Origin of the sequence: Pseudoalteromonas sp. MMG007, from assembly GCF_018100985.1 — a bacterium.
In the GTDB taxonomy this organism is placed as follows: Bacteria; Pseudomonadota; Gammaproteobacteria; order Enterobacterales; family Alteromonadaceae; genus Pseudoalteromonas.
In genome coordinates this window covers 1-25,173 of record NZ_JAGJEI010000004.1, presented here as the reverse complement: position 1 = coordinate 25,173, position 25,173 = coordinate 1, and the positions used below count along the sequence as shown (strand labels likewise).

The 25,173-nt window shown below is 39.7% G+C and carries 20 protein-coding genes and 9 tRNA genes; 16 read left to right on the top strand and 13 right to left on the bottom strand.

Features of this window, described 5'->3' with window-relative positions; translation table 11 throughout:
- The first annotated feature begins 41 nt into the window (after window positions 1-41).
- Complete coding sequence (locus tag J8L71_RS07040) at window positions 42-911, top strand: MYG1 family protein (protein WP_210999927.1); 870 nt, start codon at window positions 42-44, stop codon at window positions 909-911.
- Window positions 912-1,032: 121 nt separating this feature from the next.
- On the top strand, window positions 1,033-1,365 hold the full coding sequence (locus J8L71_RS07035) for a YnfA family protein (RefSeq protein WP_210999926.1): 333 nt from the start codon (window positions 1,033-1,035) through the stop codon (window positions 1,363-1,365).
- A gap of 60 nt (window positions 1,366-1,425) precedes the next feature.
- Here the strand turns inward: J8L71_RS07035 and J8L71_RS07030 are convergent, their stop codons facing one another.
- Window positions 1,426-2,046 (bottom strand): TetR/AcrR family transcriptional regulator, encoded by a 621-nt coding sequence (locus J8L71_RS07030; RefSeq protein ID WP_210999925.1) that lies wholly within the window; start codon window positions 2,044-2,046, stop codon window positions 1,426-1,428.
- Window position 2,047: 1 nt separating this feature from the next.
- A complete protein-coding gene (locus J8L71_RS07025; RefSeq protein ID WP_210999924.1) occupies window positions 2,048-2,911 on the bottom strand; it encodes an alpha/beta hydrolase in 864 nt (287 codons plus the stop codon).
- 243 nt (window positions 2,912-3,154) lie between these two features.
- Here J8L71_RS07025 and speA point away from each other — a divergent pair, with 243 nt between their 5' ends.
- Window positions 3,155-5,068: a biosynthetic arginine decarboxylase gene (speA, locus tag J8L71_RS07020; RefSeq protein ID WP_210999923.1), complete on the top strand. Its 1,914-nt coding sequence runs from the start codon at window positions 3,155-3,157 to the stop codon at window positions 5,066-5,068.
- 3 nt (window positions 5,069-5,071) lie between these two features.
- Window positions 5,072-5,995 (top strand): agmatinase, encoded by a 924-nt coding sequence (gene speB / locus J8L71_RS07015; RefSeq protein WP_210999922.1) that lies wholly within the window; start codon window positions 5,072-5,074, stop codon window positions 5,993-5,995.
- Window positions 5,996-6,048: 53 nt separating this feature from the next.
- Here the strand turns inward: speB and J8L71_RS07010 are convergent, their stop codons facing one another.
- The 3 genes from J8L71_RS07010 to J8L71_RS07000 form a co-directional block, all read right to left on the bottom strand.
- A complete protein-coding gene (locus tag J8L71_RS07010; protein ID WP_348771792.1) occupies window positions 6,049-6,402 on the bottom strand; it encodes a DoxX-like family protein in 354 nt (117 codons plus the stop codon).
- Between the two features lie 181 nt (window positions 6,403-6,583).
- Window positions 6,584-7,606 (bottom strand): M48 family metallopeptidase, encoded by a 1,023-nt coding sequence (locus J8L71_RS07005; protein ID WP_210999921.1) that lies wholly within the window; start codon window positions 7,604-7,606, stop codon window positions 6,584-6,586.
- 9 nt (window positions 7,607-7,615) lie between these two features.
- Entirely contained in the window at window positions 7,616-8,725 is a 1,110-nt protein-coding gene (locus J8L71_RS07000; protein ID WP_210999920.1) for a YjgN family protein, read from the bottom strand.
- 233 nt (window positions 8,726-8,958) lie between these two features.
- Between J8L71_RS07000 and J8L71_RS06995 the strand changes: the two genes are divergently transcribed.
- The 10 genes from J8L71_RS06995 (at window position 8,959) to msrB (ending at window position 20,791) form a co-directional block, all read left to right on the top strand.
- Window positions 8,959-9,162: a DUF1656 domain-containing protein gene (locus tag J8L71_RS06995; protein ID WP_210999919.1), complete on the top strand. Its 204-nt coding sequence runs from the start codon at window positions 8,959-8,961 to the stop codon at window positions 9,160-9,162.
- A gap of 5 nt (window positions 9,163-9,167) precedes the next feature.
- Entirely contained in the window at window positions 9,168-10,028 is an 861-nt protein-coding gene (locus J8L71_RS06990; RefSeq protein WP_210999918.1) for an HlyD family secretion protein, read from the top strand.
- A gap of 10 nt (window positions 10,029-10,038) precedes the next feature.
- Window positions 10,039-12,078 carry an FUSC family protein gene (locus J8L71_RS06985; protein WP_210999917.1) on the top strand — a complete coding sequence of 680 codons (2,040 nt, stop codon included), beginning with the start codon at window positions 10,039-10,041 and terminating at the stop codon, window positions 12,076-12,078.
- Window positions 12,079-12,156: 78 nt separating this feature from the next.
- Complete coding sequence (locus J8L71_RS06980; protein ID WP_210999916.1) at window positions 12,157-12,888, top strand: RNA methyltransferase; 732 nt, start codon at window positions 12,157-12,159, stop codon at window positions 12,886-12,888.
- A gap of 67 nt (window positions 12,889-12,955) precedes the next feature.
- Window positions 12,956-16,354 (top strand): AAA family ATPase, encoded by a 3,399-nt coding sequence (locus J8L71_RS06975; RefSeq protein WP_210999915.1) that lies wholly within the window; start codon window positions 12,956-12,958, stop codon window positions 16,352-16,354.
- Between the two features lie 73 nt (window positions 16,355-16,427).
- A complete protein-coding gene (gene zipA, locus J8L71_RS06970) occupies window positions 16,428-17,180 on the top strand; it encodes a cell division protein ZipA (RefSeq protein ID WP_104642330.1) in 753 nt (250 codons plus the stop codon).
- 73 nt (window positions 17,181-17,253) lie between these two features.
- Window positions 17,254-19,272, top strand: coding sequence for an NAD-dependent DNA ligase LigA (gene ligA, locus J8L71_RS06965; protein ID WP_210999914.1), 2,019 nt, complete (start codon window positions 17,254-17,256; stop codon window positions 19,270-19,272).
- A gap of 11 nt (window positions 19,273-19,283) precedes the next feature.
- A complete protein-coding gene (locus tag J8L71_RS06960) occupies window positions 19,284-19,802 on the top strand; it encodes a DUF2919 domain-containing protein (RefSeq protein ID WP_210999913.1) in 519 nt (172 codons plus the stop codon).
- 1 nt (window position 19,803) lies between these two features.
- Complete coding sequence (locus tag J8L71_RS06955) at window positions 19,804-20,244, top strand: hypothetical protein (protein ID WP_210999912.1); 441 nt, start codon at window positions 19,804-19,806, stop codon at window positions 20,242-20,244.
- Between the two features lie 106 nt (window positions 20,245-20,350).
- Window positions 20,351-20,791: a peptide-methionine (R)-S-oxide reductase MsrB gene (gene msrB, locus J8L71_RS06950; protein WP_210999911.1), complete on the top strand. Its 441-nt coding sequence runs from the start codon at window positions 20,351-20,353 to the stop codon at window positions 20,789-20,791.
- A 3-nt stretch (window positions 20,792-20,794) separates the two neighbouring features.
- Here msrB and J8L71_RS06945 read toward each other — a convergent pair whose 3' ends face one another.
- The 8 genes from J8L71_RS06945 to J8L71_RS06910 form a co-directional block, all read right to left on the bottom strand.
- Window positions 20,795-22,438 carry a tetratricopeptide repeat-containing response regulator gene (locus J8L71_RS06945; protein WP_211000091.1) on the bottom strand — a complete coding sequence of 548 codons (1,644 nt, stop codon included), beginning with the start codon at window positions 22,436-22,438 and terminating at the stop codon, window positions 20,795-20,797.
- Window positions 22,439-22,856: 418 nt separating this feature from the next.
- A tRNA-Val gene (locus J8L71_RS06940) sits at window positions 22,857-22,932 on the bottom strand.
- 55 nt (window positions 22,933-22,987) lie between these two features.
- A tRNA-Val gene (locus J8L71_RS06935) sits at window positions 22,988-23,063 on the bottom strand.
- A 36-nt stretch (window positions 23,064-23,099) separates the two neighbouring features.
- Window positions 23,100-23,175, bottom strand: a tRNA-Val gene (locus J8L71_RS06930).
- A gap of 46 nt (window positions 23,176-23,221) precedes the next feature.
- A tRNA-Val gene (locus tag J8L71_RS06925) sits at window positions 23,222-23,297 on the bottom strand.
- Window positions 23,298-23,448: 151 nt separating this feature from the next.
- Window positions 23,449-23,524 (bottom strand) — tRNA-Val (locus tag J8L71_RS06920).
- Window positions 23,525-23,574: 50 nt separating this feature from the next.
- A tRNA-Val gene (locus J8L71_RS06915) sits at window positions 23,575-23,650 on the bottom strand.
- Between the two features lie 146 nt (window positions 23,651-23,796).
- Window positions 23,797-23,872 (bottom strand) — tRNA-Val (locus tag J8L71_RS06910).
- A 993-nt stretch (window positions 23,873-24,865) separates the two neighbouring features.
- On the opposite strand from J8L71_RS06910, the gene J8L71_RS06905 reads away from it, so the two are divergent.
- Both J8L71_RS06905 and J8L71_RS06900 read left to right on the top strand, forming a co-directional pair.
- A tRNA-Ala gene (locus J8L71_RS06905) sits at window positions 24,866-24,941 on the top strand.
- Window positions 24,942-24,978: 37 nt separating this feature from the next.
- Window positions 24,979-25,054, top strand: a tRNA-Glu gene (locus J8L71_RS06900).
- Window positions 25,055-25,173: the final 119 nt, after the last annotated feature.

The following is a 25,173-nucleotide window of genomic DNA, read 5'->3' as shown; positions in this document are numbered from 1 at the left end:
AGTGAGAATTTTTTATCTTTTTTAAAAGTAGTCCCAATCCAATGAGCGAAATAACAGTAGTAACCCACAGTGGTAATTTTCATGCCGATGATGTATTTAGTATTGCAGTACTAAAACATGTTTTACCTTCTTTTAAACTGGTACGTACTCGCGATAAAGCATTGATAGAAAGTGCTGACATTGTGGTAGATGTTGGCGGTGAATATAATCCAGATACCGGCCGGTTTGATCATCACCAGCGTGGTGGTGCGGGCGAGCGTGAAAATGGTACACCGTATTCGTCATTTGGCTTAATTTGGAAAAAATACGGCTTAGCGCTGTGTGATAACAACCAAGCCGTGGCCGATAGAGTCGACTCAGGTTTAGTGTCTAACATTGATGCTATAGATTGTGGCTATGTTAAAGGTGTCGTTGAGGGAATAACCCTTAGCCAAACGCTTTCTATGTTTAACCCAACATGGGAAGAAGAAGGCAACTTTGATGAGTGTTTTAATGAAGCCGTCGATTTTGCTGCACGTCTACTAACACGTTTTATTGCTTCAGCCCACGGTAGTGTAAATGCAAAAGCGATTGTTGCTAAAGCTATTGAGCATGCAGAAGATGCTAGAGTTATTGTGCTTGAAAAGTACACCCCATGGAAAAAAACAGTCCATATATTATCAAGTGACGCACTATTCATGGTTTATCCGTCTCATTCAGGGCAGTGGATAATACAAACTGTGCCGGTTGAGCCTGGCTCATTTGAAGATAGAAAGTCACTCCCTAAAGCGTGGGCTGGTTTATCTGATGAAGAGTTTCAAGCTGAAACAGGCTTAGATGACGCTGTATTTTGTCATAACGGTTTATTTATTGCTGGTACTAAGTCGTTCGAAAGTACAATGAAGTTGGCCGAAGTAGCCTTAGCTGAGTAATCTGTTCAATCTAAATAGTGGTTGAGAGATTTATTACTCATATTTAGGGCTATATAGCTAAGTAACTTTTTTGGTTACTTAGCTTTGTTATGCTTTTATTATTTAAATTACGTGAGGTTTTATGTTTGAAGTAAAAACTATCGCGCTATTTATTATTACCGCCTTTGCTGAAATTATTGGCTGTTATTTACCCTACCTGTGGCTCAAAGAAGATAAATCCATATTACTTTTGATTCCTGCTGCAATCAGTTTAGCGTTATTTGCTTGGTTGCTAACTTTACACCCTGTGGCAGCGGGGCGTGTTTATGCCGCGTATGGCGGCGTTTATGTCTGCGTGGCTTTACTATGGTTATGGGTAGTTGATGGCGTAAAGCTTACAGTGTGGGATGTAGTGGGCGCAGCGGTTGCCTTACTGGGCATGGCTATTATTATTTTTGCGCCTAAGAGCGCATAAACGGATAAGTTTAATTTGTACTTATATCCATCCGCTTAGCCCTGAAAAATGATTAAGTATTTATTTCGGATTGGTATTACACATATATCGAGCAATTAAACCACTCACCACTTTTTCATAAGTATGCGCTAGCGTAGGATTATCTATTAAGCTTGTTTGCACAACATGCCCTGTGTATAAACCGTAAAACTCATACGCAAAAATACTTGGCTCTTTATCGATACTAAAATAGCCTTGCTCTTGGCAGCTAACTGCAAGTGTAGTGAGGTAGTTAATCATTCTTGCTTGCTGATCTTGCATAAATTGTCTTACTAAACAATTTGGGTCTGCTTTGAATTCAACAGAGGCCTTAATTAGTGGGCAACTTGTATGCTGTTCAGGGCAGCACTTTTCTAAAAAACTTAGCCATTGTAACCATTTTTGCTGAAAGTTATTCAAGTGCACTAATGCATCTTTATCAATAGCTGGTTCAACAACCTGTTTTTTAAATTCTTCCTCTGTGAAGGCTAATATAGCAACTTGCATATCTTCTTTATTAGCAAAATGTGAGATCACTCCTGTACGGGACATATTTGCCGCGGCTGCTATTTTACCAATGGATATACTGTATAAGCCGTGTGTAGCTGCAAAGGCCATTCCTTTTTGTAAAATATAGAGTTTAGTGCTCTCACTTTTTTTCATTTTAGCTCATGAACGTTGTTATTTGATCGTACACATATTGGCTTTTTAAAATTCTAACATGGCCAAGTTTCTCTGTGGCAATAAGTGTAGCAGGCGTGTTATCGGTTAAATGCTTTATAGCTTCAAAGTTTGCAACAGAGTCATTCTTATCATGGATAAAAAGCATGTCTTCATTGATTTTATGCTTAGAGTTATCAGGGTGAAGATTTTGCCAATTAATACCATATTGTTCCGACACTTTGTTAAGCATATTTTCTAACATAAGCTCAGAAATACCCACTTGTTTTACTTTTTCAAACATAGCTTCAAAAATTTGTGCAGGTGCAGAAATCATCACTATTTTTTTGTCTTCTAAAAACCTGCTATCTAAATTTAATAAAGCCACGCCGGCCATAGAGTGGGTAATTACTCTATCAATAAGTATATTTTGTTCATCAAAATAATTAAACGCAGCAGTTAGTCCTTGCATGTAGCCGTATAAATGAGAAACCTTACCATAAGAATAACCATGGCCAATGTGATCGATTGAGTACACGTTGAAGCCTTTTTCTACCAGTTCATTTATCAATGTAGTAAAGCGATTTGTGCTATCTGCCCAGCCGTGAGAAAGAAATACCGCTTTACTGTTTCCCTCTTGGCTAAAGTAATACAAGTTAATAGCACCTAATTGGGTATTAAGCTTGATATTTATTGGTTGAATATCTGTTCTAAAGTCGTATTTTCGTCTGCTATGAGGGTTACAAAATACCTTCATAGCAAGGCGAGCGCTAAGATTTGGAAATGTTTTAGTTAAACCAAATGTTGCTGCTTTAGTGACTTTGGCAAACCTAGGTGGTTTGTTCTGATTAAAATAAATTTGCTTCATGATTATGCCAAATAAGTACAATTGTTCTATTTTATCTGAAAAAAGTACAGTTGTACTTTTTAATTAAATGGCGAAGCTTAAGTAGTTGTAACCGCATTTAAACAGCTTGATATGGTTAAAGCTTTTATCAATGTTAAAAATCACTCGTTACGAGTAAAAATACTTGTTGGACTTAAAAGTCTATTTTTCTTTTAATGCGCGCAACTAGCCAAACCGGCATTATTAAATAAAAGAGAAAGATAAATGAAAGAGACAACATCACTAGAACAAGCTCGCACGAGTTACAATGTTCGTCATTGGAGCCAAGGTTTTTTTGGTATTAATGATCAAGGTGATGTGTATGTTGCGCCAAAGGCTCACGCCCCAGAACAAACTATTGCACTAACAGATATCGCAAAACAACTTCAAGAAAAAGGCTTAAGCTTACCGGCTTTAGTGCGCTTTCCACAAATTTTACATCATCGTGTGCACAGTTTATGTAGTGCGTTTAATACCGCGATTGAAAACTATGGTTACCCAAAAGACTACTTATTAGTTTACCCAATTAAAGTAAACCAACAACGCGAAGTCGTTGAAGAAATAGTAGCAAGCCAAGCTGAATTAGAAAAAAAACAATTAGGCCTAGAAGCAGGCAGCAAACCAGAGTTATTAACCGTTTTGGCAATGGCAGAAAAAACCAGTGCAGTGATTGTATGTAATGGCTACAAAGACAAAGAATATGTGCGCTTAGCACTGATTGGCGAAAAGCTAGGCCACAAAGTATACATAGTGCTTGAAAAGCTTTCTGAGCTCGACATGGTACTTAGCCAAGCAAAAGCGCTAAATGTTAAACCGCGCATTGGTATTCGTGTACGTTTAGCATCGCAAGGTAAAGGTAAGTGGCAAGCAAGTGGCGGCGAAAAATCTAAGTTTGGTTTATCAGCGTCACAAGTACTGCACGTAGTGAATCGTTTAAAAGACGCAGGCCAGCTTGATTTAATGCAACTTGTGCATTTTCACTTAGGCTCGCAAATGGCAAACATTCGAGATGTGCGTTTAGGTGTAAGCGAGGCCGCGCGTTTTTACTGTGAGTTACGCAAATTAGGTGCAAGCATTGAGTGCTTAGATGTAGGGGGCGGTTTAGCGATTGATTATGATGGTACGCGCAGCCAATCTCATAACTCAATGAACTATAGCTTAGCTGAGTATGCAAATAATATTGTGTACACCATAGGCGATATCTGTAAGCAGTACGCGCAACCAATGCCGACTATTATTTCTGAGTCAGGACGTGCACTAACGGCGCACCATGCTGTACTTATATCAAACGTGATAGGCACAGAAAGCTACGTACCAGAACAGCTAAAAGCGCCTGCAGCCGATGCACCGCTTTTATTAAATAATATGTGGGCCTCGTTTGTGCAGTTAACTGATTTAACTGACGACCGCGCACTCATTGAAATTTATCATGATAGCCAAGGCGATTTAGCAGAGGCGCATAACCAGTTTGCACTTGGGCTTTTAGATTTAACGCAGCGTGCGTGGGCAGAGCAAGTTAACTTACGTATTTGTTATGAGCTTAACAAACACATGGATAACAAAAACCGTTTTCATCGCCCAATTATTGACGAGTTAAATGCGCGTTTAGCCGATAAGTTTTTTGTAAACTTTTCGCTTTTTCAATCATTGCCTGATGCGTGGGGGATTGATCAAGTGTTTCCGGTATTGCCATTAAGTGGCTTAACCGAAGCACCAAAAAAACGAGCGGTATTACTTGATATAACCTGTGATTCAGACGGCGCTCTTGAGCACTATGTTGATGGCCAAGGTATTGAAAGCACATTACCGGTGCCTGAGTACAGTGCCGATAAACCTTACTTAATGGGCTTTTTCTTAGTGGGTGCGTACCAAGAAATTTTAGGTGACATGCATAATTTATTTGGCGATACACACAGCGCTATTATCAATATGGATGAGCAAGGCCTTGCCAGTATTAGCGAAATAAATCAGGGTGATACGGTGGCCGATATGATGCGTTATGTACATTTAGATGTTGAGAGCTTTCAGCAGTCGTACGCGCAGTTAGTGTCTGCAAAAATAGATAAAAATGAACAGCAAAGCGTTTTAGACGAGTTGCAAAGCGGCCTGAATGGCTACACTTATTTAGAAGAGTTATAAGCAATGTCTAGCTTGTTTGGTCATGTTGACCACTCACTGTATTCAAACGGGATGACGTTTTTACGTCGTCCTATGGTGCAAAATATTAATGCCATTGATGCAGATGTCGTTGTACTAGGCTTACCGTTTGACTTAGCCACCTCGGGCCGTCCCGGTGCTCGCTTAGGGCCCGATGCCATTCGCAGAGCGTCGGTACATTTAGCCTGGGAAGACACTAAATACCCGTGGACATTTCCTTTGTTTGAGCGTTTAACGGTTGCAGATGCAGGGGACTTTACTTACCCGGTAGGCGATCCTGAGTATTTTACGGCACAGCTAGAAATGGCCGCAGAGCAAATACTTCGCCAAGGTACAACGCTGTTAGGCCTTGGGGGCGATCACTTTGTAACGCTTCCGCTATTGCGGGCACATGCAAAGATACATGGCAAAATGGCACTGGTTCATTTTGATGCGCACACTGATACATACAGCAATGGCTCACGTTTTGATCACGGCACTATGTTTTATCATGCACCTATGGAAGGGTTAATTGATGTAGAGCACAGTATACAAATTGGTATTCGCACCGACTTTGACCAATCAAAGCACGAGTTTGCCGTGATTGATGCAATGCAGGCTAACGATTTTCATGCCAATGACATTGCAGCGCAAATACGTGAGCGAATAGGTGACTTACCTGTTTACTTAACGTTTGATATAGACTGCCTCGATCCTGCATTTGCACCAGGTACAGGCACACCGGTATGCGGTGGTTTAACGTCAGATAAAGTGCTTAAAATACTGCGTGCGCTAAAAGGCATAAATATGGTGGGCATGGATGTGGTAGAGGTATCACCGTCGTACGACCAAAGCGAGCTTACCGCTATTGCCGCAGCAACCATTGCGAGCGAGTTATTGCATTTGTGGACACATAAAAATAAGTACTAACGTAATAAGTTAAGTACTATAAAAAAGGTATGCACTGGCATACCTCTTTTATTTTAGAGATGTCGATTAATTTCTTTTAACCAAATAACGCTTAGCCCAATAAGCGGCAGGTTAGTAGTTACTGGGTTAAATGCTTCAATAAGTAATGGTGGCTGCATTATCACAACCGCTAACAAAAGCCCTACAAGCGCTAAAATATTTAAAATAACGATGTGCTTATTTTTATAAAATACAAATAAACACACGCCAAATATAATTTCGCCAACACCAGCCGAACGTGTAATCAAGTCAGACACTTGGGCTGAAAAACCTGCACTGCCTGTCATTAATTTTTCAAGCGGTGCAATATGATAAAGCTTTGGAAAAAAGCCGTGAATGATACTAACCCAAATAACTATTTGAACAATTTAACGTACTAAATCAATTACTAACGTCGTTAAAAAATCTCTATTTAGAACCACTAAACACAAAATTTTTTGCCTAGTTACTAAATGATTTATTTATCGTTAAAATAGCTCCTATAGTTAATCGAATTAGTATGCCCAACTTAAACTCACTATGTAGCGAGCAAGTTGAATATAAAACGTGTTACTTTCTGGCATTATCAATCCGGTCTTGTGCACTTGGGTGGCTTGATAAATATTCGAGCAAGTTATTTACCTTTTCAAGGTGCTCATTTTCACTTGTGTGGGCACTTTGCAGTGCCTGTATCGCATCGGCAAAATCATTGCTCGAATAACCTAAATGCTCAAGTTGAATGAGGGCGTAGCTATCTGCCTCGCGTTCCATATCACGCGAAAAGCCCTGCTGTGCAAACGTAGCACCGGTACCAAGTGCCACTTCTGCTATCCCTTCTAAATCGCCAAATATCACAGCAAGTACAACGGTACTGGCTGCCGATTGGGCTGTCATGCGTACGCTATGCTGGTGGACAACGTGGCCAATTTCGTGAAGTAATACGGCTTTTAATGCGTTGGGTTTATCGGCTAATAAATTTGCTAACTCATCTGTCACTACAATACGTCCATGGGGCATTGCAAACGCATTAGCCCCAAAGCTATCTGATTTATAAAACGATAATCTATAAACCGATGGCTCAAGCGAGAGCTCACTAAGCATGCTATTGAAGTGTTGTTGCACTTTAGTTTGTTGCTCAATTGGCAGTTCACTTTCATCAAGGGCTAGCTTTTCAATTAAGGTAAAACTTTGCTCGCCCATTTGCTCTACTACACTGCGTGGCAGGGTATCAACACTGTATACAGCAATAGCGGGTACTACTTTATAAAGCATTAGCCACATAAACAGCGGTGTAAAAATAATGGCAGCTAAAATAGCCCATTTACTTTTTTCAAGACGCTCTAGTAGGTCGTGTTTATTGGTTTTAAAAGGCCAGCGATAATTCACATCATTTGGAATAAAGCGGCTACCATCGTTAAAACGCAGTTCGTCAGCAAGCCCGGCAAGGCCAGAGGTGAGTGTTATATCGCTTATTGCGTAGCTTGAAATAAGCTGATCATCGTGGCTAATCTCAACCAAGGTGTCGCTAATATTAGCGACACCTTGTTGATAATTGCTTGATGCTTTTGAGAAGTAATGTCCCTGCACGTGCATAATAAGCTCTTAAGTTAGTGATAGGTCAATATCAAATACATTGGCCGCTTCTTCTGCAAACGATGATTGCTCTTGCTGCGCGGTATCCACTAAATTTAGCGCACCTGGGTAAATACTAACGGTAGTAACGTCGGCGAGCATTCTCGATGTACGTACTTTGGTCCACGGGTAGGCAAGCCCAAGGGAAAACGCAATGGCTAGCATATTAGTTAACAGTAATATGGCAAAAGGAATAGGCTTCAGCTCTGATTTAAAAGATGCTACGTCTTCAAATTGGCTGTTATCAAAAATATGATTACGAATAGCCGCAGCCCACACAGCGGTGACTATGGCAATCATAAATACATAAGCAATCATTAACCCACCAAACATAATGCCCATTTTGGTTGGGTCTTGTGCAGCTTGTTGGTTTTCTGCATTCATTAAATCAAGGCCAAACAAGCCTAAAACAGCCATAAAAATCACCATAGTGATAGAGCTCACCACAAAACAAATAAGCGCTGTTAAGTAGTAGGTTTCGCCTTTTAGGTTTACGGCTAACGGCGTATCACCGTAGCTAATATTGCTGTGTATGTAACTGTCGATACGTTTTAAAACATACGGCATTAATAAATAAAGGGTAAAAATGCTGGCGATAGGTAACAGTATAAAATTAATGAAGGCTTCGCCGTAATCGCCTTTAAATGCAAAGCGTACATTACGATGACGGGTCATACGCATATTAAAACGCAGGCCTTGGTTAATTATCCACGGCATTAAAAAGATAAAAGCAACGACAAATAATAAACCCACAAGTGGAAAAAAGCTGCTACCAAAGGAGTAAATTAAAAATACAATAACCGCTAAAATACGACCTTTTAAAATTTGTATAGGCGTTGCTAAGTAGTCAAAGCTGTGTCCGTCAATGCGGGTGTGGCCATAAAAGTAACGCATTGTGCGCACCTTTGCCCAAGCAGAGTAAATACCTAAAGTAAGTACGCTGAGTAAAATATTGACTATCCAAATACCAAAAAACTCACCGCCTTTGCCGCTAAATTGTACTTTTCCACTAAAAATAGGGTGCGCAGGTTCATTAACTTCAGGTGTTGTTTCTGGGGGAGTAGGGTGTATTGATTCCATTTAAATTATACCCATGTTGTTTTTTTGTTAACTTACCTAAATTTGGTGCAAAGTTCAATGTTTATAGTAACGCTAGCCTTTTGCAAGTAACTGATTAAAAGGCTATAAGTAATAGTAGTAGATTCAAAACTGTCTAGTTATTAATTTTAGATTAAGAGCAAGTGATTATAATTGGTCAACTGTTCATATCAGGCATTGTTTATAACCGTTTTTAAGCACGAATGGATTTTATTATGTTGCAAGCCGTTGTTTTAGGCGGAGTAGAGTTTAGCCCTTTGGTTATTTATTTTCCTATAGCGTTTGTTTTAACGGCCATTACTCGGTTTGTATTACACCGTTTAGATTGGCACGAGCGTATTTGGAAGGTGGCGTGGTTTGAGGTGTCTTTATTTATTTGTTATATGGCCTTAACCGTTTATTTACTCAGTGGAAGATAAATTAGATGACAAAATATTTACGTATATTTATAACTGTTATTGTTGTTATAGCTGCTGTTTTTGCAGGTCGCTGGATATGGACTGATTATATGCACACGCCATGGACCAGAGATGGCCGTATAAGGGCTGAAATAGTCACTGTTTCGCCTGATGTATCTGGTTGGGTAACTAAGTTAAATATAAAAGATGGGCAAAGCATCAAAAAGGGAGATTTACTTTTTAGTGTTGATGATAAACGCTATCAAGCGGCGCTTGATAAAAGTAAAGCCAATACCGAAAATGCCTTATACACATGGGAGCTTGCAAAGCACAAGCTACAACGCAGGAAAGGCCTAAATACACAACAGGCCATCAGCGAAGAAAGCCTTGAGTCAACACGTATTAATTCAAAAATAGCCAAAGCTAATTATGAACTTGCAAAAACAGAGCAAGCAATAGCGCAGCTAAACGTTGATAGAACAAAAGCATACGCACCGGTGAGTGGGCAAATTATTAATTTAAGCCTGCGTGAGGGTAATTACGTAGCGCAAGGAACTTCAGTATTTGCAATTGTTAAGTCAGATTCTTTTTATGTAACGGGTTACTTTGAAGAAACCAAAATCCCTTTAATACATAATAATCAAAAAGCAAAAATATCCCTTTTAAGTGGTGGTGAAGCTATAACGGGTCATGTGACTAGTGTGGGTAAAGCCATAGCCAACACCAATACACAAAGTAATACGCAGTTGCTACCTGTAGTACAGCAAACATTCAATTGGGTGCGTTTGTCACAGCGCATACCTGTTGATATTAAATTAGACACCGTACCAAAAAACATGCAGCTTAGCGCAGGTATGACAGCCACAATTCACCTCAATACGCATTAAGGAGAACACCTTGGGTGATGTATTGAGGAATTTATTCTTTCCAAAAAAACAAGCCATTATTTTTGCAACAAAAGGCGTTATTGCTATGGCAATGTCGTTAAGCGTTGCTATGTATTTAAATTTAGATAGGCCTTATTGGGCATTAGTATCAGCTATTTTTTTACAATTGCGCCCTGAAAGTGGTTTAGTTATAGAAAAAGCCATTTGCCAAATAATAGGCACTATTGTAGGAGGCTTATTTGGTATATTTTTACTTACGCAACTTATGCCTTATCCATACCTTGCTTTGAGTACTTTAGCATTGTGGCTAGGGTTAAACTCAGCACTTTCGGCAATGGTGCGACAAACCAACTTTATCTATGCGTTTGCTATGGCAGCAGTGACGGCTGAAATTATTGTACTTTTAGTGATGGCCAATCCAGCAACAGTAAGTAGCCAAGCCGTTTTTGATATAGCACAATCTCGAATGAGCGAAATCGTAGTGGGGTCGTTATGTGCAGGTTTAGTGAGTCATTTATTTTGGCCTGTTAAGGTAAAAGAGACTTTGCAGGTACAAGCACGCGCTGTTATTAACCAAACATTAAATTACTTAATGACCGAAATAGATGAAAAAGGCACACACGAAAAACGTCATCAAAAAATAGATACAATAATGGCAACTCTTGGCGCTATAAATGAGGATTCAAGCGCGGTAAGGTACGAAGGCCCCAAAGGACCCGGGCGCGCCCGTGCCGCAAACCAAGTTTCTCAAAAAGTACTCTCTTTACTTGCGCTAATTCAAATTTTTGGTCGCTTGCAGCGAAGTCATACTGAGTTGATCACACCCGATTTAACAACGCTTATGCATAATATGAGTGATGTTTTATGCAATATTGCCAAATCAGACAGTTTTCAATATTGCGCAGATGAGGTAAAAGCTTATAGAAAACGCTTAACTGCGCTTAAGGCGAATAATCAAACCGACTCCCCATTCGAATCGCATATGTTGTCGCTAGCCCTAGAAATAGCCTCTGAGTTAACCATATTACTCAAAGCATATAAAGCATTAGAAGAGCGAGACCAAAGCCTATTAAATGCCCCTAGCATGCTGACCTATCGTGATCCTTTAGCGGGAATGTTTGTAGGACTTAGAACTAGCTTAGTATTTATTACTGGTGCATTTGTTTGGGTAAGCACAGGCTCATCAGCTGCATTAATGATTATGATTTTACCAGTCATTTTTTCAATCATGTTGGCGCGTATACCTCTTGCCATGTTAAAGGTCGTTTTAAAGCGCTTATTAATAGGTATTGCTGTCGCCTCGTTCGTCACTGTTTTTTATGCGCTTAATTTACTTTCACAAAGTGGTGGGCAGCTAGAGATTTTAATTTTGATACTGGCGGGGCCTTACTTTTTAGGTTTACTGCTACTGGCAGATAGAGCCACACTGCCTTACGGTTTAGGGTTTTGTATTCCGTTTACTATTTTAGTGCGACCAAGTACTGATATGAGTTTGGCGTTTTCTATCGATTATACTTTAAGCGCAGCAATGGCTATTTTTGCGGGTGTGAGTATTTTGTATTGGGTATTTCACTTGATTACTGGACCGAGTGTACGTTTACTTATTCACCGAGTGTTTAAAACAACGCATCAAGACTTATTACATATCCATCAACAGCGCATGCCTGCTATTTGGTATAACCGCAGAATGTCAGATCGTTTACTGCGTTTGACTAATTACGATCAAGGCTCTCATACGCGTGCGATCACCGACTTAGCGTTAACCGCTTTAAACATAGGACACGCATCTATTCGCTTGCAGTCTATTTGTACACAACTTGCTGGCAAAGACTTAAAGCAACTTATTAGTTGGCAACATGCCCTTGCCGATGCTTTTTTACTGGCAACAAAAGGTAAAAGTAGCGATGAGTTTAAAAACAAATCAGACGCTTTATACACAGAGCTAGTAGATGCTTCAGGCGAAACAAATCAGGTTGAAGCAATTAAAGGCATGTTTATGCGTATTAATCTCACTTTTGAGCGTAGCGCTAAAAAAATAGCGGAAGCTTAATCGGCGTTTTCATGTTTTTGAAGTTCAGATGTGTTTGTTAAATCTGTTATACTGCGGGGATAATTTTATGGGGCTGCTATGATTTCAAAAAACCAACTCAAACTTATTCGCCAACTTGGCCAAAAAAAGTACCGAAAGCAATATAATCAATACCTTGTGCAAGGTGAAAAAAACGTACTTGAGTTGTTAAACAGCCCATTAAAAGCGGTTGATATATTTGCTACACAGGCGTTTATTAACACTTATCAAAGCCAATATCCTCATGCCCAATTAACTGAGGCTCAAGAAGAGCAACTCACAAAAGCAAGTACGCTGGTAAGTAATAATGCTGCAATTGCTATTGTTAATATGCCAAATACAGCGCTTCCAAAAAGTAATGGGTTAATCCTTGCTCTTGATGGCGTATCAGATCCGGGCAATTTAGGCACTATTATTAGAGTTGCTGATTGGTACGGCATTAAGCATATTGTAACGAGTACCGACAGCGCCGATGCTTACAACCCTAAAACGATTAGTGCCACTATGGGCTCGTTTGTAAGAGTATCTGTAAGCCAAGTTGAATTACCTGAATATTTACAAACTTTAAACTTGCCAATATATGGTGCGTTTTTAGATGGGCAAAGTGTGCATAAAACACAGTTCAGTGGTGAAGGTGTTTTGCTTATGGGCAGTGAATCGCATGGAATACGCGAGGAATGTTCAAAATTAGTGAGCGACAAAATAACCATACCTGCTTTTGGCGGTGCAGAGTCACTTAATGTAGCAATGGCCACCGGTATTATTTTAGATAACTTTAAACGCCAAGCTTAACAATTTAACTATTTATGAGTTAAATTGTTTGTAATTAACAACAATAATAATCGGTAATAACAATAAGATGCGCTTAAGCACAATCAAATTAGCGGGCTTTAAATCGTTTGTAGAGCCCACTAAAATTCCATTTCCTGATCAAATGACGTGTGTTGTTGGCCCTAATGGCTGCGGCAAATCTAACGTTATTGATGCAGTGCGGTGGGTGCTTGGTGAAAGCTCTGCTAAAAACTTACGTGGCGATGCCATGACCGATGTCATTTTTAATGGCTCAACTAATCGTAAACCTATCTCACAAGCCTCTGTAGAGCTGATTTTTGATAATACCCGTGGTGATATCCCCAATACTTTTGCCGATCGTAATCAAATTGCAATTAAACGCTTAGTCACTCGTGACGGGCAATCGCTGTATTTTTTAAACGGAAGCAAATGTCGTAAGCGCGATATTACCGATATATTTTTAGGCACAGGGCTTGGGCCGCGTAGCTATGCGATTATTGAGCAAGGGATGATCTCGCGCTTAATAGAAAGTAAACCGCAAGAGCTGCGCGTGTTTTTAGAAGAAGCCGCCGGTGTGTCTAAATACAAAGAGCGCCGCCGCGAAACCCAAACACGTATCAAAAGTACCCGCGAAAACCTAGAGCGATTACTTGATGTGCGCAAAGAGCTGCAAACTCAGCTTGATAAACTTGCCGTACAATCAGTTGATGCTAAAAAATACCGAGAGCTCAAGGCGCAAGAGCGCACTTTAAAAGGTCAAATTGCTGTTTTAAAATGGCAAAAGCTGCATCAACAACAGCTCGAAAAAAGCACACAAATTAATAAGCTGAATGAGCAAATAACGTTTTTTAAAACGGCGCACTCAGGTCACGATGACGTACTTGCAAGCCTAGAGGGGCAAGTTCAAGCACAACAAGATAAATTAAGCGACGCGCAGTATCAGCAACACGTTACTCACACTGAGTTGACTCGTGCTGAGCAGCAACAAATAAATATTAAACAACAAACACAAACGCTTAAACAAAATCGTGTAAAGCTAGAGCTACGTCAATCGCAAAGCTTAGAACTCAAATTACAGCAGCAAAGTGTATGTGAACAACTCGCAATTACCTTGCAAGACGCCACAGAGCAAAGCTTAATGTGCACCGAGCAAGTTGATGAGTTGACTCAAACATTAGAGTTATTAGCTAATGAAAAGCTGCAAACTACGCGTGTGTGGCAAGCTTTAAATGAGCAGCAGCTTGAACATAATAGTAAAGCGCAATTGCAGCAAAGTACGATTAATCAAAGCGTTCAAGCACGTGAGCATGTAAGTAATCAGCTAAGCCAAGTACAACAGCAAATTAATGAACTTAAAAGTAGCGATATAGAGCAGCAGCTAGTTGAGCAAACACAAAGGCGCCAAGCCCTCACTCAAGAACTTGCCAGTAAGCAAACTACGCAGTCGCATTGCAGTGCTGAACTTGCAGAGCAGAATAATTTAGTTGAGCAAGCTCAAAAGCAGCTTGAAGATAACTTACAGCACCTTAACGAGCTAAAAGCCAGTATAGCTGGTTTGATGAGTAGCCTTGGACTTGAAGATAAAAATGCTCAGAGCCAAAATTTATTTAAGCAATTAGTGGTTAAAGAAGGGTTTGAGCACATAATTGAACAAGCCTTGCAATCACTTGAGCATTTACATGTAACTAAACAGCAAAGTAATAACAGTGTTTGGCAAAGTAATAAAGCTGTGCCAAAAAACAGCTTAGCTGCATTTATTAATAAGGGTGTTTACCCTGACTTACTCACACGCATTGCTTATAGCGAAGTGGCCGATTTAACACTGCTAAAAGATGATTTTTATATTGCGGTGATGGATAGAACAGGTGCACTTCATGCTCGAAATTGGCATGTTAGCGCCGATAAAAATGCTGATAACTCTCAACTTTTAAAGCATAAACAGCTAAAAGAAAAGACAACACAATTAAACGCTGCACAGCAAACGCTGCAAAACATACAACAGCAGTTTGACGATTACAAAGCTCAGCAAACACAGCAAAGTAATGAATTAAACGAGCTTAAAGAGGCTATACATCAACTTGCACAAAATATTGCTATAGCCACAACGCGTAGCGACATGCTTAAAGAGCAAGTTGCTCAGCACTTACAACAATTAGAAAAACTTGAACAGCAAAAGCTGACATTAACAACTGAGCACACGCAGTTATTAAAAACGTGCGATGAACAAGTGCAAGTGCTTGAAGTAATTAAAGAGCAGCAGCTTAATTTAACTGATGATTTAGCAAATGCAAATAATGCTCGAATACAAAGCGAGTCGCAGTATAGCCAAGCTATAACCACGCTTGAGCAATATAAAACGCAAGCGCATCAAAGTAGTTTATACGAACAAAAAATACAAAGTGAATGGCAACTAAGCCAAACTAAACTTAACCATGCAAAGCAAGAGCATAAAAGTGCAAGTGAAGGCGCTAAAGAGTTACTTGAGGAAATAGAAGAGCTCCTCATTCCAGAGCAAGAACTCACAGATAAAATTGCAAGCTTGCTTGAGCAACACAAGCAAGGTGAGCAGGTGCTAATATCGCTTCAAAGTAAACTTGCTCAAGCTAAAGAAAGCTTAAATACAAAGCAAGCGAGCCTTAAGAATTCACAAGGTGAGCTGGTGGGTTTACAAGAGCTGCATCAAAAACTCACCATTGAAGAACAAAGCCTACTTATCAAAGCACAAGCAGCGCTTGAGCCATTAGACGAGCTAAAACAAAACTTAAAGCACATACTCGAAGCATTACCTGACTCTTTAAGTTTAAGTGCCACGCAAAACCAGTTAACGGGAATAACTAATCAGCTTGAAAAATTAGGCGCCGTAAATTTAGCAGCAATAGAAGAGTTTGACCTTGCAAAGCAGCGTAGTGAATACCTAGATAACCAATTAGATGATTTAACCAAAGCGCTAAATACTCTCGAAGGTGCCATTCGGAAAATAGATATTGAGACAAAAACACGCTTTAAAGCGACCTTTAATCAAGTTAACGAAGACTTTGCAGAGCTATTTCCAAAAGTATTTGGTGGCGGGAGTGCATATTTAGAGTTAACCAGTGACGATTTACTCGAAAGTGGTGTTAGTATAATGGCACGACCACCCGGCAAGAAAAATTCAACAATTCATTTGTTAAGTGGTGGAGAAAAAGCGCTGACCGCATTATCATTAGTGTTTTCTATATTCAGGCTCAATCCAGCTCCATTCTGTATGCTGGACGAGGTAGATGCTCCGCTTGATGATGCCAATGTGGTTCGTTTTTGCCGTTTGGTTGAAGAAATGTCACAATCAGTGCAGTTTATTTATATTAGTCATAATAAAATTGCGATGGAAATGGCAGGGCGATTAACTGGCGTTACTATGGCGGAGCCAGGCGTTTCACGAATGGTAGCAGTAGATATAGAACAAGCAGTGCAACTTGCACACACATAATATTTTAATTTAAGCGTATTAGTATTTTACTAATGCACAGGTTTAGGCATATCAAATAATAAAAGGTGAGGGGATGGCCGAAGAACTAAGATGGGTTTTAATCGTGATCAGTGTATTTGTCATAGGTGGCTTATTAGTACACGGTTTATGGTCAGTTAGAAAAAAAGACAGCCCAGAAGTACCTGCTAGCGAGCGGGTAGAACCAATGCAAGAGACTCCATCTCATACACCGGCTGCACAGCCAAAAGAGCCAGAAGTTACCCAGCGCGATGAGCCGCAATTTGGTGAGCTTAACTTTGATGCTAACGAGCCTCAAATGGATACAAGCGTTCCAGAAATTCCAATTGAAGATGATTTGGAAATTGTGCAAGAGCCAGAAGCCCAGCCACAAAGCGAAGAAACTGCGCCAGTTGAGATGTCTGACTTTGTAATTGTGCATATACAAATGCCAGAAGGGTTAACCATGCAGGGCAGTAAATTATTGCCAGCAGTGAACACTTTAGGCTTTAAGTATTCAGAAGAAGGTTTTTTTAATCGTCATATTGACCCAGCAGGCCAAGGACCAGTGTTATTCAGACTGGTAAATATGTACAACCCAGGCACGTTTGATATAGACAATATGGAACAATTTAGCACAGCGGGTGTGAGCTTATTTATGACTCTGCCTTGCGAAGGCGATGGGCTTGCAGCGTTTAATATGTTGCACAGCGCGGCTAAAAAAATTGCTGATGAGTTTGGCGCACAAATTTTAGATGCCGAGCGTGAAGAAATGAGTGTTGACCGTGTTCGCCAATATGTTGAGCAGGTTCGTGCATTTTCTGCGTAATTAATACGCATACATTATTTTTTATTAAGCCACTTAACTAAAAGTGGCTTTTTTTATGTTTTTTGAGGTTTAAATGTCTAGCAGCATTAGTGAGCAAGTTAATCATCTTCGTCGTACTTTAGAGCAGCACAACTACAATTATTATGTGCTTGATACACCAAGCATCCCAGATGCTGAATACGATAGGCTATTACGCGAACTCAGTGCACTTGAAACCCAGCACCCAGAATTTTTAACGCCCGATTCGCCAACTCAAAAAGTGGGCGGGGCAGCACTGAGTAAATTTGAGCAAGTTGCTCACCAAGTGCCTATGTTATCGCTTGATAATGCTTTTAGCGAAGAAGAGTTCAGCGCATTTAATCGTCGTATAAAAGAGCGTTTAATGAGTACAGGCGAGCTTACTTTTTGCTGTGAACCAAAACTAGATGGCCTAGCAGTCTCTATTATTTACCGTGATGGTGTATTAGTACAAGCAGCAACGCGCGGGGATGGATTTACCGGTGAAAACATTACCCAAAATGTAAAAACAATTCGTAATGTACCACTAAAGCTGCGTGGCGATTATCCTGCAGAGCTTGAAGTGCGCGGTGAAGTATTTATGGATAGTGCTGGCTTTGATAAATTAAATACTGAAGCGCAAAAACGCGGCGATAAGGTGTTTGTAAATCCACGTAATGCCGCAGCTGGAAGTTTGCGCCAGCTTGACTCAAAAATTACCGCTAAACGCCCGTTGATGTTTTATGCGTACAGTACAGGTTTGGTTGCCGATGGCAGCATCCCTGAGGATCATTACCAGCAATTGGCTAAATTAACCGATTGGGGATTACCACTTTGCCCAGAAACTAAATTGGTAGAAGGCACTCAAGCGGCACTTGAATATTATAGCGATATTTTAACGCGCCGTGGCGAGCTTAAATATGAAATTGATGGCGTAGTAATTAAAATAAACGAAAAGGCCTTACAAGAGCGTTTAGGGTTTGTAGCACGTGCTCCGCGCTGGGCTATTGCGTATAAATTTCCGGCGCAAGAAGAGGTTACTCAATTACTCGATGTAGAGTTTCAGGTTGGCCGTACCGGTGCAATAACACCGGTTGCCCGTTTAGAGCCAGTATTTGTTGGCGGTGTTACGGTCTCAAATGCCACGCTTCATAATGGTGATGAAATTGCCCGTTTAGGTGTAAAAGTAGGTGATACCGTTATTATTCGCCGTGCTGGCGATGTAATTCCACAAATTACACAAGTAGTGCTTGAGCGCCGACCTGACGATGCTCGTGGTATTGAGTTTCCTAAAACGTGCCCAATTTGTGACTCCCACGTAGAAAAAGTGGAAGGTGAAGCCGTAGCCCGTTGTACTGGGGGACTTGTATGTCCGGCACAGCGCAAACAGGCTATTAAGCACTTTGCCTCACGCAAAGCGCTAGATGTTGACGGCCTAGGCGATAAAATAGTTGATCAATTGGTCGATAGAGAGCTGGTTAAAACGCCCGCAGATTTGTTTATTTTGAAACAAGGCCATTTTGAATCGCTTGAACGTATGGGGCCTAAGTCGGCTAAAAATTTAGTAGGCGCGCTTGAGGATGCAAAAGCCACTACGCTTGCTAAATTTTTATACTCTTTAGGCATAAGAGAAGTAGGTGAAGCAACTGCACAAAACTTAGCTAATCACTTTTTAACCCTTGAAAATGTAACAAATGCCAGCATAGATAGTTTAACGCAAGTAAGTGATGTAGGCGCTATTGTAGCAACTCATGTTCGTGGCTTTTTTGATGAGCAACATAATGTTGATGTAGTTAATGCGTTGATAGAGCAAGGTATTAATTGGCCTGCGCTTAGTGCACCATCAAAAGATGAGCAACCTTTGGCTGATTTAACGTATGTACTTACGGGGACATTAAATACATTAAATCGAAATGACGCAAAAGCTCGTTTACAGCAACTAGGTGCAAAAGTGGCTGGCAGTGTGTCGGCTAAAACAGATGCCTTAGTGGCAGGTGAAAAAGCAGGCTCAAAACTTACCAAAGCACAGGACCTAGGTATTGAAATACTTAGCGAAGAAGATTTAATTGCCTTGTTTGAAAAATATAACGGTTAGGATAAAAAATAATGAGCCGATATGGGCCAGAGTACTGGGACAAATACGGGAGTTACCGTACGCCCATTGCATTTCATTTAAGTGTGCTGGTATTACTGCGCTCATATTTTATTTGGGTGATTGCGGCCCTTAGCCGCAGACCAGAACTTGATTTAATGTCGTTATTCTTTAAAACCAAAAATGATTTTTTTATTGCTATTAGTATTGGTGCCATTGCGATTGTACCTACGGTATTGTTTTGTTTGCGCCGGCCAAGAGATTCACACAGCGCGAGTGAAAAATTAGCAAAAGTATGGCGCCATATGCGCTGGCCACTTATTTTGTGCGCTGTGATTGATTTAGCGTGGCTTAGTATACTGGCGGCTCATAGTCATTATCGGTTTTCGCTATTTTTAGCGGTACAAATGGTTATTGTTTTGTGGGTACTTTGGTACTTGGCTAAAAGCCGATATTTAACCGTGTTTTTTAATGATTGGCCCGAGCCTACAGAAAAAGCATCTACAGAAAAAAAATTACTCACAAAGGATTGAAATGGACGCCGTAAATAAAAAAATAGCGATGGTGGTATCGGTCATTGCATTGGTGCTTTTAGTGCTTGCGTTGAGCACTAATCTTAGTGAGTACATGTGGTTTAAGTTTTTATTTGGTGTGTGGCTTTTTGTACTTTGCTCTAGTTTTTATAGGTTAACGGCGTTATTTAAATCGAGAAATCGATTAGATAATTTTATTCAACGCGACGCACAGCATCTTATGTTGTTTAGCCTGACAGGCTTTTTTGATAAAAAGCACGGCCCGCATTGGTTGGTTATTAGTAATATTGAACGTGTTGAAAGTAAAAGTGATGAGCTAATAATACACAGCAGTAATGATCGTCAGTTAAGCATGAGCCTACCGGCGCAAAGTACTGAACTAGATGCATTTGTTAAACGTATACTTACAGAATCTGAGAAGCAAACAATACATTTTGGATAAATCAAGTCGGGTGATAGTGTATTTAAAACGCTTTGATTTACTTTAGTTTACCTCTACCTTAATTAGGCTTACACCCTAATGCTTTTTAATTATTTATGAGGCTGTTATGTTGAAATGGAACGATGTTATTAATTTTGCTAGCAATGGCAATCCAACTCCCCCTAAAAAGGTTGTGAAAAGCGACGAACAGTGGCGAGAGCTCCTTAGTGAAGACCAATACTATGTTACTCGTAAAAAAGGCACTGAACGTCCACATAGCTCTCAAAGTTGTACATTATTAGAGCCAGGCAAATATGCATGCGTATGTTGTGATAACTTATTATTCGACGCGGATGAAAAGTTTGATAGCGGCACAGGTTGGCCTTCGTTTACTCAACCAGCCACTATTGAAGCAATAGGGTACGTGAGTGATTCAAGCCATGGTATGCAGCGTGTAGAAGTGGTTTGCAATGTGTGCGATGCGCACTTAGGGCACATATTTCCTGATGGGCCTCAGCCTACTGGTTTACGTTATTGCGTAAACGCTGCAGCAATGAAAAAGCTATAAAAGCTATTTGTCCGGATTTTGAATATCGAGCTTCATTTCTTTGGCCATATGCAAAATTTTATCTAACCTTTGCGCCTGATCGGTAGGTAGTGATGATTTACTCAAAAGGGCGTAGCATTTTTTGGCGATAGCCAGGTTAAAAGTGCCGCCTTTTTGCTTGGTTGAATCAAACAAACACTGTAATAAATTAAGCGCAATACTAGGATTGCGTGGCATAACTCTAAATGCTTTTGTAAACGCTTCTAACGCCATATTTAACTGACCTTTGTTGAACTGACTAACCGCATGGTTGTTAAGCTCTTTAGGGCCCATTTTAATATCTCTACGTTCACTTTGCTGTTGTTGAATATAACGCAGATAAGTCGTGTCGCTTACAGTTGGGTGGCGCTCGCAATGGCTAATAATTTGAGTAAACAAAGTTTGTGCTTTTTGGTGAAAACCAAGCTCATGAAATGCTTTTGCTTTATCAAGCGCTCCATCTACTGAGCGAATATGTGAGTCGTCTTCATCAAGTTGCTCTATCAGTTTTTTTGCTTTTTGATGTTCATCTTTTAAATAATGTAGGCGAGCATTTAATACATCAATTTGTGCTTGATTAGTGTTATTAGGAAATTGTTGTTTTAAGTCGTTAATATATTTATTAGTTTGACGTGAAATACGCTGAATTTGATCTGTTTGATCAGTTGTTAACGCAAAGTCGATACCTGCACGAGCCGCATTTAGGTAAATGTCGGGGTTGTCGTGTATTGAATGTTTGGCATAACTGGCGATTTCTTTTTGCGTTAAATAGCTCTTTTCGTAGTCGTGATTAATTAACGATACATTACTTAACGACTTCTGACGGGAAATATTTCGAGGAGCGATATCAACCGCTTGACTTAAAAATTCCTGTGCTAATTCAAATTGACTAAGCTTTATTTCTAAACGCCCCAGTAAGTCGAGTGCAACCAAGCGTGTTTCATGGCGTTCCAGCATAGTTTTTAACATACGCTGCGCTAGAATATGTTCATTATTTGCAATTAACGCTTCTACTAAACCAACTTTAGCCCAAGCAAACTTTTGTATATCTAGGACTGATTTAAAAAAGTCTTTTGCTTCTTCGTTTCTTTTTAAGCGAAGTAGGGCATCTCCTTTTAAGCGAAGTAATATAGGGCTGTAGCTATTATTTTTATCAAGCGCAGAATCTATATACTTTACTGCTTTAGAATCGTTACCATCGTCGATAAACGTATAGACAGTTTGTAAGTCATGCTTACGTTTAAGAATTCGTTCTATACGTGTTTTAAGTTCTTGTGCGGTGAAAGGTTTTACTAAAAAGTCGTCGGGCTGAAGCTCTAAAACACTATGCACAAGTGAGCCGCTGGTTTCTGCAGATATAAAAATAAAACCCGTTGAGTTTTTAATTAGTTGTTTAACACGTAACTCTTCGTAAAGCTGATAACCATCTTGTTGTTTGCTTAAATTAAACGAACACACTATTAAATCAAATTGCTCACTTAAACACTGCTCTTTTGCCGAAGTTGCATGATCAGCAAAACTTAGCTGCCGAAAGCCAAGCTTTTCTAACGACTGTTTCATATAGCTTTGAGCAAGTGGCTGCTCTTCGACTATTAATATTTTAGCTTTTGAATAGATCTTAGTTGGCATTGGTTTAAGTGTGATTGTATTTAACACAGACTATAATCAACAGTTTCGCTGCTTACAAGAGAATTTATATATTAGACGAGGTTATTAGAAGATTAATTTATATTCATACGTTTAGCTGTCTTTATATTATTTAAACTAATTGTATTTGATGTGCAGTGATTACTAGACATTATTTAGAATAAAACTGAGAGGTTAAATATCATCACAAGAGTTTAGATTAGGTAGTATGGATGTAGTTATATGTGTGGGTGACTAACTGGTTTGAATCATTAACTCTGGGCATTATTTATAGAGGATAAGAATGTTATTTTTTAACTAGGTTGATTACTTAAATTGAGTTTTATGCGGTAAAAATCGATTTTTTATAAAAGGATATTTTTGGGAAATTTTAAATTATGGATTTTGGAGTAGTTATATGTGGTGGGTGATACTGGACTTGAACCAGTGACCCTCGCCTTGTAAGGGCGATGCTCTCCCAACTGAGCTAATCACCCACATATAATAGGTATGACTTTTATTAAGGTTATCAATTAATCGCTTAGTATAATTTGGTGGGTGATACTGGACTTGAACCAGTGACCCTCGCCTTGTAAGGGCGATGCTCTCCCAACTGAGCTAATCACCCAAATTATATATTTAATATGATGCACCATTCTAAGAATGGTGGGTCGTACTGGACTTGAACCAGTGACCCTCGCCTTGTAAGGGCGATGCTCTCCCAACTGAGCTAACGACCCATATTAAATTTAAACGCGACTATTGATATAATAATAGGTTTATATGTGGTGGGTGATACTGGACTTGAACCAGTGACCCTCGCCTTGTAAGGGCGATGCTCTCCCAACTGAGCTAATCACCCACATATAAATTAAAACGCTACTATTAAAATAAATAGTACTGGATTTTAACCAGTGAACCTCGCCGTTACTTTTAAATAGCGGTAATGTTCTCTTTTTCTAAGTGAGTTAATAACTCATTTAGATTTTTGTAATATACACCATTTTAAAAAATGGTGGGTCGTACTGGACTTGAACCAGTGACCCTCGCCTTGTAAGGGCGATGCTCTCCCAACTGAGCTAACGACCCATATTACAACTTTAAAACATGACTATTAATATAATTATAGGTTTTATATGTGGTGGGTGATACTGGACTTGAACCAGTGACCCTCGCCTTGTAAGGGCGATGCTCTCCCAACTGAGCTAATCACCCACATATAATAAACGCTACTATTAAAACAAATAGTACTGGACTTTAACCAGTGAACCCCACAATTATTTTTAAATAGCAGTGACGCTCTCTTTTTCTAACTGGGCTAACAACCCATGTAGAATTTAGATGTGAACACTTATAAAAAGTGGTGGGTGATACTGGACTTGAACCAGTGACCCTCGCCTTGTAAGGGCGATGCTCTCCCAACTGAGCTAATCACCCACATCTAAACAACTCCACATTGCTGCGTTGTTGTGGGGCGCTATTATAGATAGAGTTGGAAATGTGTCAACACTTGAATGATAAAAATGTACTGAATGAAGGTTTTATAAACAATGAGATATGAGTTGCGTCTATTTTACCATCAATTTCACAGTGCCCGTTCAAATAAACAGCAATAGGCACTGGTGAAATGGGGTATTACTTTACAAGCAACAATTGCTTTTTGAATTCATTAGTAGGGTTTTGTTCAAAATTCAAAAGTTTATACAAGTTTAGTGTTGAGAGTTAGATGAGAGCAAACAGTTCTGGAGCTTCATAAGTACACGTCTCTACTATGAAATGGTTAAACACGCTTCAATTCAATTATAAAAATAGACATACTTTAAAGTTTTCTAATATTTTTATGTATGGCTGAGAGTATTTATCTTTGAAGGTTAAATTAGTAGTTATGTATAGGTGATATAGAAATTGCATATTGTGAATATTCTCAAAAAGGCAATATCAGTTAATTCCAGGTATGTGCCATTCAAAGAAAATATAATTGAAGGGCAAAGTAGGGCGCACAAGCTTTAATAAGTTTTATTTATTTTTACTTATACATTAAACCCGAGAAACTAAAGCCTCGCCCAGCTAATAAATTGCCACCTAGACAAAACAAACCTTACTATTGGCTGCAAGTTTAAAAAAGTAAATCGCTTAAACTTAATTTGCATATAAATGTATACCTTTTATTTATAATACAACCCAAGAGGTTAATAGCGGTAGGAAGGCTCTAATAAAGAGCTTTAAGATTATGGTGTCATTATAAGCGGCCTATGAGGGATTTTATCTAAATTGCGTTTTTTAGCACGCTTGATAGCCAGTTTGTTGAAAATTAAACCATTTAAATAAAGCTAGGTAAAAAACTGTTGACTTTATTTTGGGTGGTGCATAGAATGCGCCCCGCACTAAGCGATACACGACGTGTTTATCACAGCGAGTATTGATTATGTTGGGGCCATAGCTCAGCTGGGAGAGCGCTTCGCTGGCAGTGAAGAGGTCTGCGGTTCGATCCCGCATGGCTCCACCAAAAATTAGTGTAATGTCCTAGGGTAGCAGTTTTCTGTGTCCCCATCGTCTAGAGGCCTAGGACACCGCCCTTTCACGGCGGTAACAGGGGTTCGAATCCCCTTGGGGACGCCATCTAGCTTTAGGTTAGAGGTGGTTTTACCAAGAGAATAGCGTAACAATTAAAGCTCGAGTCTTTACTTGTAGATTACGTATTACCTTAGCAGCTCATGATATGAGTTTAACTTATCAAA